The organism is Streptomyces sp. NBC_01549, from assembly GCF_026339955.1.
In the GTDB taxonomy this organism is placed as follows: Bacteria; Actinomycetota; Actinomycetes; order Streptomycetales; family Streptomycetaceae; genus Streptomyces.
In genome coordinates this window covers 1-16,953 of sequence record NZ_JAPEPW010000004.1, presented here as the reverse complement: position 1 = coordinate 16,953, position 16,953 = coordinate 1, and the positions used below count along the sequence as shown (strand labels likewise).

3 protein-coding genes and 1 pseudogene are annotated in these 16,953 nt (G+C 70.6%); 2 read left to right on the top strand and 2 right to left on the bottom strand.

All coding sequences use genetic code 11. The features are described 5' to 3' along the window. Positions 1–1,564 precede the first annotated feature (1,564 nt). Positions 1,565–11,782 carry a hypothetical protein gene (locus tag OG819_RS50540; protein WP_266656580.1) on the top strand — a complete coding sequence of 3,406 codons (10,218 nt, stop codon included), beginning with the start codon at positions 1,565–1,567 and terminating at the stop codon, positions 11,780–11,782. A 22-nt stretch (positions 11,783–11,804) separates the two neighbouring features. Here the strand turns inward: OG819_RS50540 and OG819_RS50535 are convergent. After that, positions 11,805–13,036: pseudogene (locus OG819_RS50535) on the bottom strand (IS701 family transposase). Positions 13,037–13,663: 627 nt separating this feature from the next. On the opposite strand from OG819_RS50535, the gene OG819_RS50530 reads away from it, so the two are divergent. Further along, on the top strand, positions 13,664–15,400 hold the full coding sequence (locus OG819_RS50530) for a hypothetical protein (RefSeq protein ID WP_266656578.1): 1,737 nt from the start codon (positions 13,664–13,666) through the stop codon (positions 15,398–15,400). Here the strand turns inward: OG819_RS50530 and OG819_RS50525 are convergent. Then, positions 15,397–16,746, bottom strand: coding sequence for an ISL3 family transposase (locus tag OG819_RS50525; protein WP_266647383.1), 1,350 nt, complete (start codon positions 16,744–16,746; stop codon positions 15,397–15,399). The genes OG819_RS50530 and OG819_RS50525 overlap by 4 nt on opposite strands. Between the last annotated feature and the right edge of the window lie 207 nt (positions 16,747–16,953).

Below are 16,953 nucleotides of genomic sequence, written 5' to 3'. Positions count from 1 at the left end.
CCTCAAGACCGGCGACACGAAGGAGGAACCGGAGGCGCCGGGAGCCGGGTTGACGGTCCCGGATACGGGAACGACGGGGTCGGCGGGAACGGGGTCGGCCGCTGGAACGGGAACGGCGGGGTCGGCGGGAACGGGGTCGGCGGGAACGGGCCTGGCTGGAGCGGGGTCGGCGGGAACGGGCCTGGCTGGAGCGGGGTCGGCGGGAGCGGGGTCGGCTGGAACGGGCCCGGCCGCTGGAACGGGAACGGCGGGGTCGGCCGGCGCGGGGTCGGCGGGAACGGGAGCGGCGGGGTCGGCTGGCACGTCGCGGTTCGCGTCGTCCGGTGTATCCGTGAATGCCGATGTCTCCTCCGGCCTGGCCGGGCCTCCGCAGGCGCAGTCGCAGGCGGGGCCGGTGGCGGCGGGCGGGACGAGTCCGGTCGCCGCTGCGGGAGCCGGGGCTGGGGCCGGGGCTGGGGCTGGGGCCGGGGATGTCACGGCGTCCGGGCAGGTTCGGGCTGAATCGGGACTGCCGCGAGCCGGGACGTCCGCGACCGGGCCGGTCGCGGCGGGTGGCGCGGCCGTGCCCGGTGGACTGCCCGGTTTCCACACGGTGCTGCGCAGCGATCATCCCGGGACGGAGGCGGCCGCTCCCGCTCTTGCCCCCACTGTCGATCCCGGTACCGCGCCTGGTGCCGGTACCTCTGCCGGTGTCTCTGCCGGTGCCGGTACCCCTGCCGGTACCTCTGCCGGTGTCTCGGGCGCCGGTGCTGCTGGTGTTGTTCCGGCTGCGGTGCGGACCGCGGCGGGTGTGGGGTCCTCTGGTGCGGTTGCTGGGACCGAGGGTGCGGGTGCGGGCGGGGCGGCGGCGTCCGGGAGCGCGGGCGGGGCGGTGGTGTCCGGCGGGGTCCGTGCCGCGGGGGCCGGCGTCGCGGGCGTTTCCGGCGCTGATCCGAAGAGTGCCGGCGGGGTGTCCACCGTGGCGGCCGGGGCCGGCGGGACCGCGGCGGGCCGGCCACAGCCGTCGGCTGCCGGTGCCCCTGTTTCCTCCGGTGCCTCTAGTGCCTCCGGTGCCTCCGGTGCCTCCGGTGCCTCCGGTGCTTCTGGTGTCCTCGCTGCCGGGCGTGGCTCGGACGGGCCGTCGGTGACGGGTGGTGTTCCCGGGCGGGAAGGTGCTGCCGCGGCTGTGCTGGCCGGCGGGTCGGACCGGGCCGGCGGGGTGGCCGCTGCGGGCGGGCCGGACCGGGCCTCCGAGGTGAGCGCGACCGGCGGGGTGTTCTCGTCCGGTGGCACGGTTCACAGCAGTCCGGGTGAGGGTGCCGGTGTGGGCGGGCAGGCCGTCGTGGGGCCGGAGCGGGCGGCGGACGCGGGTCCTGGCCCGGCCGCCGGCAGTCCCGGGGAGTCCGTCAGGCGGACCCCGGCCGGTGACGGCTCCGGTGGTGGTGCCGGACGGCCCGCTGACGGGCCCGTAGACGGTGCGGGGCGGTCTGGGGAAGGGTCCGGTGGTGGTGCCGTCCCGGAGGATCGTCGGTCGCGGGGTGCGACTGAGTCCGCTACCGTTCCCGACGGTGTCCGCGGTCCGTCCGTGGATGAGCTGGTGGATCGTCTGGTCCGGGCACGGGAGGGGGGAACGCCTGATGGTGTGCCGTTGGTGCGGCTGACGGCGGACCAGCGGCAGGAGTGGATCGGCCGGCGGGTGCTGGATGCCGCCACCGGCGAGCACGCTGCCGCGGCCGGCGAGCACGCTGCAGGCGCCGGTGAGCACGCTGCAGGCGGCGGTGAAGCGGCCGCGGCCGGGGACCGGGCGCGGGCTGAGGCCGTGGAGTTCCTGCGGAAGCTGCACCAGGATCTGGAACCCCTTTTCGCGGTGCCGCGGGGGGCGGAGGCGTTCTTCTCACCGGTCCACGAGGGGGCGCCGGACGCTGCGGGGAACGCCGGGCCGTGGCAGTCCGCGCAGGCGCGCATGGCGGGCGAGCGCGGGGCCGAGATGGTCGAGGCGGAGCGGGGCGCGGGGCGTCTGCGGCGTTTCGAGGAGCGCTTCGGGCAGTGGGCCAATGAGCGTTTCGCCACCGGGTGGGAGCCGTTGTCGGGGCCGGCGGCCGGTAGTGGTGGGCTGGAGCACCGGATCGGCGGGGGCCCGGCGCCGTCCCTGTCGGCGGCGGGCATGTCCCACGAGACCCTCGGCCGGGTTTACGAGACGGCGACGCGGCAGGTGGGGCGGGACCTGGACGACGGCAGCGGCCTGGACCGGCTCGACACCGAGGGGGGTCTGCACCGTTACCTCGATGAGCTGTGGGTGAGTGCCCACGCCGTCACCGAGGCCGGCCGGGTCCTGCGTGAGGAGTTCGCGCGGTGGCGGGACTCCGCCGGCCCCGACGAGCGGGCCTGGCTGGACGGCGGCCCCGGGCCGGGTCCCACTCCCGGTCCCGCTTTCTTCGGTGCCGGTGTCGGTGTCGGTGTCGGTTCCACTCCCGGTGCCGGTGCCGGTGTGGGCCGGGAGAGGCTGGAGGGCGGCGGCGGGGGTGCGCGGTCCGGTGGGGAGAAACCGCCGGCCGACCGGGTCTTCGAGGCGGCTGAGCGTGCGTTCGAGCGGATGGTGCGCCGTGAGGTGGAGCCGTTGCTCACCTCCGCGGCGATGAGTGCCGGGCCGCGGCTGCTGGCCGGGGAGATCACCCGGGCGGTGGACCGCCTGCTCGGAGGCGGCGGGCGTGCGGCGGGGGAGAGTCCCGCGGCCGTGCCGGGGGTGCGCCGGGCGGTGGAGCGGGCGGTGCGCGGGCTGGGTTCCCGGCTGCCGCGGGTGCGGGAGGTCTTCGAGCGGGCCGCTGCGGATGAGCGGGCCCGGCAGGCGGCGGCGGATCACTTCGAGGCGGTCGCGGACCGCCTCACGTACGGGCCGCGGGGCTGGGCTCGGCTGCCGGACCCGGCGTCACCGTCGGGCGGGCCGGGCTGGGAGCTGTCCGCCGGAGGCCGGGAGCGGCTGCGCCGGGAGTGGCTGGACGAGGCCGACACCGACCGGCAGAAGATCTTCGGTGACCCCGGTGACCCCGGTGACCCCGGTGACCCCGGTGGCCCTGGTGGCCTTGGTGGCCTTGGTGTTGTGGGCTCGGACGGCGGGCGGGGCCGAGCCGGCGCGGAGCGGCGCTGGCAGGAGGTGCGGGCGGCCCGGGAGCGGGAACTGCCGGGCCGGCTGGAGCTGCAGAGCCGTAAGGAGGACGCCGCTCACCAGGTGGTCGACGCGGTCAGGGAAGCGGCGGAGTCCGGAGACTGGCGGAGGGCGCTGAACGGTCTGGGCCGGGAGTTCCGTGACCTGTTCCCGCTGGGGGACCACGCGGCCGGTGTGGAGGTGCGGCGGGATGCCGCCCGGAGCCTGGGGGAGACACTGCACCAGGCTCTGGACCGGTGGGCGGCGGACGGCCCGGCCGGGCGTGAGTCCGGCGCGGCGGACCGGATCATCGCCCGTCATCTGCGGCCCGAGGACGTCGGGCGGCGCGTCGCGCTGAACGCGGTCCGCCGTTCGCAGACGGACAAGGCCCGGGCGGAGGCCGTCGCCGCGGCGGCCGTCGCTGCGGCGGCCGGTGACCCGCGGGCGGTGGGTGACGCGGTGGACCGGTTCGTCGACACGCACGCCGACCGTGTCGGCGAACTGTTCGACCGGCACTTCGCCGCCGGCCAGGCGTCCGGCCGTATCGACGCGGTGGCCGTGGCCGGCTGGCGGGCCGGCCGGAAGCGTCTGACCGAAGGCCTCGGACACCACCTGGCCTTCGAGTTCGACGCCACCCACGGCATCGGCCGGTGGGCGCAGGGCACGCGGGAGGCGGCGGACGGCCGCCACATCGACGACGACAACTACGACCGGATCGCGGCCGCCACCCGCAAGGACTGGTTCGAGACCTACAACCGGCTCTTCGCCGGCCACCTCGGACCAAACGGCCTGAACACCGGGAAATGGCTCCTCCACGAAGAGACCAACGCGAACCGTTTCCGCCGCGGCCCCGACGCACCCGAGCCTCCCCACAACGCTGCCCCGCTGGCCGCCGTCCCGCACCGGGACACCGACCGAACCGCGTGGGAACAAGGCCCTGTCCGACCGCGCGATGCGGCAGCGGTCAGGGAACCGGATGAGGGCCCGGACACCCGTGCCCAGGTCAGGGAACCGGATCCGGGCACGGACACCGGGGCCCGGCGTCCGGTCGTAACCCCCCAGCATGCCGCGGCCGTGGAAAACTTCCGGAGCGGCCATCCGGTCCTCGACGCCGGCACCGCCCTGACCCCTCAGGCGCTGAACCGGGTGGCTGACGATGTCATCGGCTGGGTGGCCTCGGGGAATGCCGGTGGTGGCCGCGCGGCGGGCCGGGATGAGGATGCAGGGCTGTGTGTCACGCTGCTGGAGGGTTTCGTGCGGGCGGTGGCGCCCGGTGTGCGGCTGCGGCCGGAACGGGACGACCTTGCTCTGGACGGTGCGGATGCCGCACGGCACCTGAGCGACCGTCTGCGGCCGGTGGACAGCTGGCAGGCCCTGGCCGACTCGGTCCGCCAGGCCGCCGCCGCCCACCCGGCCGGCGAGAGCACTCCGGGCAAGGCGTACGCGATGGTCTACGGGCAGCGGCGCACCGGGATCGGGCACGCCTTCGCGGCAGCCAGCGACGGGCTGACCGTATGGTTCGTGGACCTGCGCGCGGCACCCGGGCAACGCGTCTCCCGGACCCAGCCGTCATGGTCACCCCTGTACGCCCGGGCCGCGGTCTTCACCCCGGCCGGCCAACACACCCCCACGGCACGAACCCAAAACCCCCAGCACCCCGCCGAATCCCACTCCACCGCCCGCGCACTCCTGGACCCACCAGCAGACCACCACTACGGGAAGATCGGGGCCGAGGTAGAACTCCGGTACCCACTCGAGTTTCGCGAGCCTGACGGCACACTCATCGCTTCCCCCCTTGCTGGCACCGTTTTGGCCGAGCATTACCCCACGGGGTTCAAGATCGTGGTGGACAAGTATGACTTCTGGCGGGGGTCAGGCAATAAACTGTACTCGAAGCGCCGGCTGCCAGGGCTCACGGCGGCTGGCTTGCCAATTCTCGAGATAGTCACTCCCCCGCTCGCGGTCCTGCCGACAGACTCAGGATGGCTGCCAGTTTCCAGTGGTCTCGACATGCTGGAGGATATCCGGCATCGGCTCGGGGGAGTCGACAATTCCCCCGACCGGTCCATGCGACTCTCCGAGATCCTGCCTGGGAGGGGGGGCGATAGGCAAGGATGGTATATTAAAGAGATCGGTCAAAAGGCCCGGGTCTTTTCATCTCCGGACGGTGCCGGGCATCCGGCGTATACCCAGATGACCGTCGGTATTCCTGTCGGCAGACTGCGGGATATCCTGGAGTACGCCGCATTTAGGCTACCCCCTGCTTTCGGCAGTATCGGGCCCCTCTTCACTGCGGCGCGTCTGTTCGGCATGGACGTGGCGGCCAAGTATGCGAGCGAACTGGCCGGCTGGCGAGTCGACGCTACGGATGTCGGACTCTTGACGGAGGCCGAGGGCGTTACGGAGATCTGGGGGTACGCCTGGCTGCTCTTCAATCATGTCGCCGCTGAACCATGGCTTCGCCGGCTCGCGTCACGGACAATCACGAAGAACATGCTGCCGGCGGCGTCGCGGGCATCTTTCTCGGATATCCATGCACAGCTCAGCCCGCAAGCTCGTGACTATCTCGATCGGAACCACGACTGGATTAGCGAACACTTCGTCTCCGTTATTAAATTGGCACTTAATAAGTTCAGGGGAGAAAATTTCGCAAACTCGAAAGATGCCAATGGCATCCTGAATACGATGATAAAGCGGGGGGAGGGGGAATCGGATTCGTTCATTGTCGGTGATTTCCTGACGACTACGCTGCGTGGCCGCAACCCGCGAGGGACCGAGTTCGGACCGTGGCAGACGGTCGGTATGTCCGACAGTGGCCTGGCTGCGGACGGCGGTCTGGATTCCGACGGCGGTGGTCTCGTGCGGCCGTTGGTGTTGCTGGAGCTGCGGCACCTGGTGACCGCCTCGGGGCAGATGATGCGCTCTGAGGACCTCCCGCAGGTCTTCCGTGAGGTCTCGGACGTGGCGCGTCGTGCGGATGAACGTGCGGCACGCCCGCAGGCCATGCCCGATGGCACCTCCAGCGCCGCGGTGATCAATGGAATCCTTGGCCACCCCTTGAAGGCCGCCTTCTCAGCTGTCCAGCAGTTGGCCAATCACTCGCTTATGCGCGGGGAGTGGTTCCCCCAGCCGCTGCCGGTACTGGAGCGCGAGGACATCACCCGAGCGCTCGCCACCTTCGCGCTGACCGGCCTTCCTCTCGAAGACACGATCTACCAGAAAATCGAGGACCTCGTCTCGTCAGTGACGGGAGTGTTGCCCGAACAGGTGGAGGAAGCCACGCGCCTCCTGCCGTTTCTCAGGCACGGCGGGGCGCAACCCCCGCCTCGGCCGGGACAACACAGTGCCTCCTCCGATCGTGGTCTGCCCATTCCGGGCAGTCGGCGCGCCACCGCAGGGGTCGCCGGTACCGTCGGCAGGCGGTCCGCCAGCCCGGTCCGGGAGGCGTGGTCCGGCGGGTGGCCTGCCAGTCCGCCGGGGCGGGACCGGAATGCCGCGACGGCCTCCGCACAGCAGGGCGCCGGCGGTACCGGTGGTCCGGACCGATCTCGCGGTTCTGTTTCTCGTCTCTTCTATGCCGCACCGGTGGTGGGCGGCACAGCAGCGCCGGGTGTGCGGGTGCCTACGCCCGGACCGTCCCGCCTGTCGGTCGCCGTTCCCGGGCGGGGTGTCGCGCCCGTCGGCGTCTCACCGGGCACGGCCGCTCGGTCGCAGACACCCATCGACCTGGGGGGCTACCAGCTTCTCGGTGCGGTCGGGCGAGAGGGGGCCGTTTCTGGACCGGGTTCCCGGGTGGAGGGCAGTGGATACCGTGTTCCCGGGGGGCGGCGGTCGGCCAGTCCGGCAGTCGTGGACCGGGGCGTGGGGACATCCGCCGGACCGTCTGGCGGACGGGGCGCGGACGGGGTAACCCCGTACAGTGTTCGTCGGCCTTCGCCTGCCCCGGCTGCGGGGTGGCCGGTTCGCGGTGCCGACAGCGGTGGAAGCGGGCCCGTACCCGGGGCTTCCCGGTTCCCGGCGACAGGGTCGTCCGGGTCGTCCGGGGCGGCTGAACGGGTCGCGTCGGTGGCGCCGCGGGAGAGGCGGCTGAGCACCGGGCGGGAGCCTTGGCGGTCGGCCGGCGGCGAGGACCGGGCCGCGGGCGCGTCCGCAACCGGTGGCGGCCGTCCCTTCTTCTCCTTCGGCACCGGCGGGAACAGCCACAGGGGTGGTTCCCTGCCGCCGTCCGCTCCGGGTGCCCCGGCTTCCACCACCCGTCCTGTCCTGCCTTCTCCCACCGCGGGCGAGGACGCACCACCGCTGCGTCTGAGGGGTGGCAGCAGCGGCGGGAGCGGTGACGGTCTGTCCCTGCGCGGTGTCATGGACTGGCTGCGTATCTCCGGTCCGGGCCGTCCGGCGGCAGGTTCTTCCGGTGGGCGGGATGCCGGCGCACCGGTGCCGGGGCGGAGTTCCGCCTTTCCTGAGGGCTATCGGGGTGTTGGTGATGCCGGTCGTGGTGTGGCTGGCGGGGGCGTGGGCTCTTTGGCGGGGGGAAGTGGCCACCCCGTCTCCGGGGGGCGGCGGTCGGCCAGTCCGGCCCCGGGCCAGGGCGGTGCGGCGCCGGTGGCAGCGTCGGGAGAGCGGCCTGGCGCGGGCGGGACACCCACTCGGTACCTTCGCACGCCCCCCTCGCCTGCCCCGACGACGCGCGGACTGGTTTCTTCGGACGACAGCCGGAGGGGGGCGGTACCCCCGCCTTCGGGCCTGCCCGGTTCCGCTGTGCGCGGCACTTCACGCGACGGCAGGCGGTCGGGGATGCGGGCGCCGAGTCCTGCGCCGGCGGGCGGGCCGGGTGCGGTTTCCTCGACGCGTCCTGCTTCGGCGCAGGGCCGCGCAACGGCGCTGGGGATGCGGGCTCCCTCGGCAGGAAGGTCCCGTCCGTCCGCTGCCGCAGCCGAGCTGCGGACCGGGCCGCCGGGCACCGGTGGTCGGCTCGCGGCATCTTCGTCGGAGGTGCCTGGCGACGTCCTCGCCCCCGTCAGCACGTCCGAGCAGCGGGTGGAGGCGCGGCGCATCCTGGACGGCCTGCGCCGTACGGCTGCCGACGCGGGTGTGCCGGTACCCCTTGAGCGGGTGGCGCGTGAGGTGCTCCACCTCGACCCCCGGGCGTCTGTGGGCGAGCGGGAGCACGCCATGGTGCTCGGGTTGATCTCCCAGGCGCTGCGCAAGGCGGGGCGGGATGCCGCGAGCCCGGAGGGCCTTCTGGGCCGATCGGCGTTGACGTCCCTCGACATGCTGGGCGTGTATCACCTGCTGAGGGCCGGGGTGCTGACACCGGCCACTCTGATCCCCGGCGAGCCGGTCGGGGACGGTCCGCGGCACCTGGGGCGTGACTGGACGTCCACGCCGGTCACCGGCCTCGATCTGTCCACGGTGATCGTTCCGGCCTACGGACGCGAGTTCAACCCCGCTTTCGACCGGCCGGCTCCCGCTCCGTGGAACGCCGACGGTATTCCGTGGGTGGTTCGGGCCAGGGTCGACAACGACCGTGTGGTGCTGCATACCCCTGCCCGAACACTGCACCTTACGTACCGTCAGTTCGCCCAACTGCTGACCTTGGACAAGGTTCTGACGCACAGGACGGGAGCAGGACCCGCGCTCTCCGCCGGCGGCAGCGGTGGTGTTGACGGAGGCCGTGGTCCTGGCCCTCGCCGCTCGATCCTGCTGGCGGGCTCATACATGGGCGCGGGCCCCCTCAACCTTCCCCGCACCGTCGCCCAGGTGACAGGCCGCCACGTGTACGCCAGCACAGGTGAGATCCGCCTGGAGACCAGCTCCACCGGCCGGACACGCCTGGCCCCGCACCGCGGTGACCGCACCCGGCAGGCCACCGGGCACTTCGTCCGCTCCCCCTACCCGGGACCACCTCCCGCAGACGACACTCCGCACACGCTCGTCGGCCTCGACACCGCCGGGCGGAGGATCGACGTCCCCTACTCTCACCTGCTGACCCAGCCCATCGTCTCCAAGACCAGCAACAACCTGATCGGGCGAGCTTCGCACGTTCCTGAGGACTTGGCGGAGTGGGCGACCTACGAGTACATGGACATCTTGAAGGCGTACTACCAGAACACGCTACTCGACGCCCGGACCAGTCAAGTTAATCTGCAGATGGATTCGTCTCGACCGTTCCCGTGGCAGGGCGGCGGCAGAACCCGGGTGTACTTCTTCACCGCGCACGGCCATTCACGCTTCATCCGACTCGCACACAAAGACGGCGGGGAGGTTCTGGCCGACGGAGTCCAAGTCGGACGCTATCTCAGGCAGCGTCCCAGTCTGTCGTCCCTGCGGGAAGCAGGAAAAGTCTCGATCGCGCTTCACAGCTGCAGTACCGGGGCCACCGACGTCCGGAAACTACGGTCCCCGGCCCATGGTGTGGCCAATGAGCTAGGCCTGACCGTCTACGCCCCTGAGTCCATCACCGGCTTCATGAAGCCGGAATGGATTCGGACCGCGACAGGGCAGGAGCAGCTCCGCAACCATGTGATGAGCACCCTTCGAAGGAGCGATAGCTCGTCGTTCGCGCGCTGGCTGAGGTTTCGGCCCGAGACGACGGAGGAGCCCCTGGACACCCTTGCCCTCGCCCGCGAGACCGACAATGGGTTTATTTCCCCGGACCCTTCAGAAATCGATGAGGGAGTCAACTGGGATCGCCTGAGTGATCGGGTGCGCATGTTTGACTCCGACGAAGAGGCTGCTCTATGGGGAAGTAAGTTTTTGAGTGCATCGCAGCTGGGTTCCCGAGCCAGAGAAGCCGTGTTGGCATATCTGGATAATGGGGATGCCGGCACTGCTTTCAAGCTGCCGTTCGATGCGATTTCCGGTCCCGTGGACGGTCTCCTCCGTGACGTGTTCGAAGCGTCGGAGGTACGGCCGCACGGCAGGGCGCGGCCAGACCGGGCTTCTTTCAAAACGGCGATGAACCAGTTGGGCGGCCGCATCATCAGACCGGATGCATTTTATGACGTGACGGTGAGCGGGGATGCCGATAAGCTCACCGTTGAGCGCATGCATGGTGCCGCATACCTGGACAAGGCGGAGAAGTACGTGCGGCAACGCGTCGCCGACCTCGACTCGGCAATCCTCGGCCAATGGACACCTGAGCCTGTGGTGGCATGGAAAGCAGTTCCGAAAGAACGATTCCAGGTCTCGCAACCCGAGCAGCTCATAGGCCGCGTATTCGACGAGTCGGGGTTTATGAATGTGTTCCTCGGAAGAGAATACGAGCCTGACGCCGACACAGAATACGCCCTGCACCTGTTCGTGCCGGAGGGAACCAGCGCCGTGTATGCGGGCGGTACTGAACCCGGCGAGGACCTCGACAGGAGCCTGCTCATCGAGCGTGGCAGAAGATGGCAGATCCTCCACGCCAAACAGGTTGACGGCGTGTGGCACCTGTACGGTTGGCTGCTGTCGCCCCAGTCGGAGGTCACGCCGCGTCATGCGGCGGAGGCGCGGCCCTCCGTGTCCTCTGTCTCGGTGCCGAGCCGAGGCGCGGCTCCGACGCGGCCCGGTCCGGAATCTCTGCCGAACCCGAACCGCGCTACGGCGCTGCCCGCCCGGGTGGCTGCGGGGCCGCCCGTATCCCGCGGCCTGGATACTCCAAGGCATTCCGGTGAGTTGCAGGGAGCGCCTCCGGCGGCGGGTCGTTCCGGTGACCGGCACATCGCACCGGCACCGGCACCGGCACCGGAGCACAGTTCCGCCTTCCCCCCGGGCTACCAGGCTTTCGGTGCTGCCGGTCCCGGACCGGCTTCGCGCGCGGAGGGCAGCGGACACCCTGTCCCCGAAGGGCGGCGGTCTGCCAGTCCGGCAGTCCGGGACCGGGGTGTGAGGACATCCGCCGGACCGTCGGGCGGGCGGGACGCGGGCGGGGTGCAGACGCACGGTCAGGCGGCAGAACGGATTCCGTCAGTGGTGCCACGGCCTGTGACGGGAACGGTTTCCGATACGCGCCGCACGTCTTTCGACGGCAGCCGCGCTCCGGTGTCGGCCCCGTTCTTCCCCCCGGCCCCCACAGCACTGCCACGGGAAAGGCGGCTCAGCACCGGGCGGGAACCTGGGCGGTCGGCCGGCGGCGAGGTCCGCGCCGCGGGCGCGTCCGTAACCGGCGGCCGTTCCTCCTTCTCCTTCCGTCCTCGCCCCAACAGCCACAGCGGTGGTCCCACCCCGCCGTCCGCTCCGGGTGCCCCGGCTTCCGCCGCCACCCGCCCCGGCCAGCCTTCTCCCACCGCGGGCGAGGACGTACCACCGCTGCGCCTGAGGGGTGGCAGCAGCGGCGGGAGCGGTGACGGTCCGTCGCTGCGTGGTGTCGTGGACTGGCTCCAGGCGCGTATCTCCCGTTCGGGTCACCCGGCGGCCGGGTCTTCCGGTGGCCGGGATACCGGCACCCTGATGCCGGGACGAGGAGCATCAGCATCAGGGAGCCGCGGCGGGCCCGGACCCGCCTCTTCGCCCGGCTCGGCTGGGACGGACCGCGATGCGGTCGGGCCCCTGGCCCTGGCGGCGCGGGCGAGCGAGCAGCCGGCGGTCTTCTCCGTCAGGCCCGGGGCGCCGGCGGATCCGGGCTCGGCTGCGGGCGTGCGGCAGGCTCTGCCGGAGGGTCTGACACGGCAGCTGTAGTTCGTGACTCGTGAGGTTCCTGTCATGCGATGGCCACTGCTGTGACGTTGTTCCAGCGGCGGTGGCAGGCCGTCGCGCGATGCTGGTGTCGGCGACGCCAGTTCGACCAGTGCAGGGCGTGTGCCGGATCGGTGTCCTGGCGGGGCCTTGGCAGGGCGAAGACCCGCAATAGCGCGAGGAGTTCGCGCGGGCTGACGGGCACCATGGCCAACTCGTCGTCGGAGTTGGCGGGGTGGGCGCGTTGCCGCTCGTGGAGTGCGCCGACGGCCAGAAGTGCGTAGGCGATCATTGACATGAGGCTCCAGCGGTGCCAGGACGTCCAGCAGGTGACCTGGCCGGTGTCGAGGTGGGCCAGGCCCTTGGCTCCCTGGAAGTCCTCCTCGACCCGCCACCTGCGGCAGACCGCGCTGACCAGCACCGATATCGGCTGCGGGTCGGGGTGCCAGGTCCGGTAGAAGGAAAGGGTGCCGGTGCGGCGGTGGCGTCGGACCAGGACCTGGCTGTGCCCGGCGGCCTGTCCGGGCGGCGCATCGTCGGGGTTCACGTCGATCATCGCCCAGTCGTAGAGCCGCTCGGCCTTGGTGCCATGGCCGGTCCTCAGCCGCATCCAGGCCCGCTTCGGCACCCGCTCCAGCAGCGCGGTGACCTTCTTCTTCCCGGCGCCCGGGGTGGTGACCCGGTGGCTGGTGGGTACCGCGATCGCGTAGCCGTAGCCCAGCGCACGGATCCGCGCACGCAACTCCCGTCCACCGTAGACCTCGTCGGCGGCCACCCACGCGGTGTGCACCCCCGAGGCGTGGGCGTCCTCCAGCATGTCGCCGGCCAGTTGCGGCTTGGTGGCGAACACCCTCTCGTCGGGCACCCCGACCAGCTCACGGCGCTCGTCGTCCGCCGCCCATGCCTCGCCCAGGTACAGCCGACGGTCGACCAGCGCGTGCCCCTCGGCACTCACGTAGGAGAGGTGTACCGCGACCTGGCACAGCCCGATCCCGCCCAGCGCCCCGGAGTACTGCCGGGCCGCGCCGACCGCGTCGAGGGACGACTTCTCATCGCCCGTCTCGTCCACCACCAACATCACCTCCTCTCGCCGAGTTGCTCCACCGTCCAGGCCGCGACCGACCGGCGGACTGCCTCGGTGTCGAAGCGGGCCCTCGACAAGAAGTGCTGCAGGACATGCGGACCGCTGTGGCCGATCGCCTCGGCCAACGACCAGCAGTTCGCCGATTCCTTGACCATCAGCAGCCCAGAGACCATGTTCCGGCAGGTCAGCCGGGTCTCCCGGCGCGGGAAGCAGCTCGCGAACCGGCCCATCAACCCCTCGAACAGCCCGTCCCACCCGGCGTGTACTACCGTGGCCTGCGCGGCCACCGCTTCTTGATTCTTCGTCACACAAGATCACGATGCCGGTGGCCGTACCCCTGCCGCAGGCACCCCACCCACCACGCTGGCCAGCGGCGATGCCTCACGCCTCACGAACTACAGCTGCCGTGTCTGAGACCTCTCGGTGACTCCCGCGCGTTCGAGCATGGGCGGGTGACGGAGCGGCCGTCGCCGGCGCTTGCGCCGATGTACGGCACGGGGCGTGGCCGGGAGATCCCTCCTGGCGGGGCGGACCGCGACGCGGGGGGTTCCGGCGGGGCCGGACCGTCACGGTCCGGGGCTCGGGCGCCGTCCGGACCGCGGCAACGACTGGTCCGGGACCGCCAAGGCCGATTCGGCAGCGCGTACTTCGATGACGCCGACTGGACGAGGCTGGCAGAGCCGCATTCCCACCTTCGTGTCATCCGGACCTACGAGGCGTGGACGGCCGACGGGAGCACCCGTTCGTGGAAGCGGGAGACGCAGCGGCTGCCCGTCAGCGCGTCCGGGGGTGCCTACATTGTGTCGTCGCGCCGTGTTCTGCCCGCCGAAAACGCGGCTGCCCTGGACATTCCTCCGGGCACGCGCGACGTTCTGTTGCTGCCCGTATACCGTTTGGGCGAATACAAGAGCTTCAGGGCGGACGCGGTACGGGATCTGGCATGGCGGATCGCCGATCAGCACCATGTGACGGTGCACCATGCCACCGGAGGGGCCGACATCACCACCCAGGCCGGCGGAACGGTGATCAGACTGTGGCCGGACGAGCGCGGCGGCCGTGCCGAGTGGCATACCACCCAGCCCGGGCGGCAGGCAGCGAACGTCCCCAGGGCCGGCGCTGCCCCGGCTCCGCGGCGTGCGGTGACTCCGGTGGTGGCTCCGCGGCGTGCGGTGACTCCGGGTGGAGGAAGGCCGACCTTTCTGGGGGGCGGCCGGACCGAGACTTCGACGGGGCCGGCACCGTCGTCCTCGCGGAACCCGCTCGTTCCCTCCCGGCCGCGAGATGTCCGGGGTATGGCCACGGCGCATGCGGACCGCTTGGTGCGGCACCTCGCCGCCGGTCGGAACGCGGGGAGGCTGGACTCGGTCGAGAACAGCCTGACGCGGACAGCTCTGCTGATGAAAGAGGGCGACATCGGGGTGGTCCAGGCTGCATGGGACCGACTGATCAATCTGATCTCACAGGCGATCCGGTCTCGTGAATTCGATGCCCTCACGAATGCCGACACGTTGCGCGCATACAAACTGAAACTCATTCAGGCTGATCTTTACTCGAAGGAGCCGGTGCTTCGTGCCGACGGAGTCTCCGCGCGATGGTGGAGCAACAGTCCTCTTCAGAAGACCCCGTTGGACGCTGGGAGCGTATTCGTTCCGAATTGGACCAAGGTCGTGTCCAGAAGAAGAGTGTGGCATGACCCCGACCAGGACTTCATTGTCCCTGCGGTATGGCGAGGAGACAGGGTCTACCTGGTGGCCGCGGACCACGACGTCGCCCTCGGTCGGGTCTCATTGCGAGCTTCCGGCCACGACTATTGGCTGACCAGGGACGAGTTCGTCGACGTGGTGGCGGGGGATCCCCTGCTGTCATCGGCGGGCACCGTGGTGCTGGCGGGACACCACACTGCCACCGACTTCCTGGCCGATCAGATAGCTGCCCACGTCGGGCGCACGGTTTACGGCTTCACCGGCTCGCTCTCTCAGCGAGTCCGTGCCGGCCGCACTTTCCTCGCGCCCATCCAGACGGAGCGGACCTCTCTCACGGTCGGCACATGGGCCCGGTACAAGCATGGGCATCAGACGGAGCAGAGCATCCGACAGGCAGCGCAGAGGCTTAGCAGCTACATGCTGGAGCCGCTCATCGGCGACAACGGTGAGGTCTACGGCTACCACAGCGAGAGGGCGCGATTTGCTCAGGACCACACCCGTTTGACAGCTGATCTGCGGGACGTGTGGATTGCGCCCCCTGATGTCAACGAAACATCGCGGTTTGAATACTCGGGTCGGGTGCCATGGGACTCAACGAACACCTACTTCATTGCTCTGCACGGTTCAGGGGATAGCGAAAATCACTTCATCGTCCAGCGGAAATTCGGCGGAAAACGTCCCATGAATGGAAGGGAGCTGGCCCAGGAAGTGCTTCTGCAACTGCCGGCCTCTGCCTCGGGTCGGTCGAACCTGGTTCTCTTCTCCTGCCACACCGGAAGCGCGCGGGGAACGCGAGCCGATCCACTGCGTAACAAAGCGGGTCTTCGAATTTAGTGGGGGTGTGCCTCCCGTCGGCTTCGCCGGGTGGTTGCGCAGCGTGAGCGGAGGCGTTGGTTCGCTCGGTTGCGGAAGCCGAAGGCGTTACGCGCTTCGAGCTTGATGAGGCGGTTGTTGCCCTCCGAGGCGGCGTTGGTGATCCCGGTGGTCAGGTAGGTCTCGATGCCGTCCCACCACTGCTCGATGGTCTCGGCGAGGGTGACGAGTTCGGGCAGGTGAGCGTGGTCGGCGACGTGGGCGAAGAAGCGGTGGCGGGCGGTGGAGATCGCGGAGTGGTCGGGGGTGACGTGCCTGCGGGTGACGGTCAGGCCCAGGAGGTCGCGCAGGAGTTCCTTGCCCTGCCAGGCCGCATAGATCTGTCGGCCGTAGGTCCCCATGTACTCCAACTCGGTCTTGAGGAGCTCGCGTTGTTCGTCGGTGAGGTCTTCCTTGTTGCGGCGCAGGAGCTTGCGGACGCTGTAGATGCTGTCGCCCTTGCGGGCCCGGCGGCCGTGCTGTTTCCAGGTGAGGCGTCGGCGCAGGTCGGCGAGGTGGCGCTGGGCGAGTTGCACGATGTGGAAGCAGTCCACGACCACCGCCGCGTGCGGCAGGGCACGGTGGACGGCGGCGCGGAAGGTGGAGCACAGGTCGATGGCGACGTAGCGGACCTGCTCGCGCCAGGCGGCGGGCCGGGCCGTCAGCCAGTCGGCGACGGAGGCGGAGTTGCGGCCCTCGACCTGGCCGAACAGGCCGCGCCCGCCGATCGCGTCGACGAAGCCGATGTGCCAGGCGTCCGCGACCAGCTCCCACTTCTCCGTGTCCGGGTTCTGCTCCCACACCGGCTTACCCCGCCGGGTCTCGTCGATCCCGATCGCCTCGGTCACCGGCGGCTCCTCGGGCAGGACCTTCGCGGCGTAGTCCTCGAAGCAGTGCTGCACGATCGGCCAGGACAGGCCCAGATCCCGGCCGGCCTGCACCACCGATCGCCCGCCGTCACACACCGCGGCCCCGGCCGCCCGCCGAAGCGCCCCGGTCGTACGCATCCGCGCGGGTACCTGGCCTATGGACTCGGTGAACGAGCGGCGGTCGCAGTCGAGTTCGGTGCAGTGCCAGCGTGCCTTGCGCCACCGGATACTCACCGGGCGCCCGCCGCAGGACAGGTGTCTGGGGGCGGTGGTGCGGTAGTCCTTCAGCCGGGTGGAGAAAACCCCGCACGAGGGGCAGGCCCTCGCGGACTCCTCGTTCGTCACGACGTATACCGTCGATCCGCCTGCCTTGTCGTCCTTGACCTGCGTCACACTCACCCCCTCCAGCCCAAGCAGTCGCGTCGCAGCCTCGTTGGTCCCGGTATCGTCGATGCTCAAGCCCGTGGGTTCTTCATGATCGGTTGCCTAGACAACAACCATGATCACGAAGACCCGCGGGCTCCTTGCGTCCAGGCCACCCACACCCCAGGCCCATCACGCTCGGTGACTGAACGTCAGGCCGTCACCGCCGCACCCCCACTAAATTCGAAGACCCAACAAAGCGCGGGCGCAGGAGGTGGCTGACGCGGTGAAGGACCGCTTCGT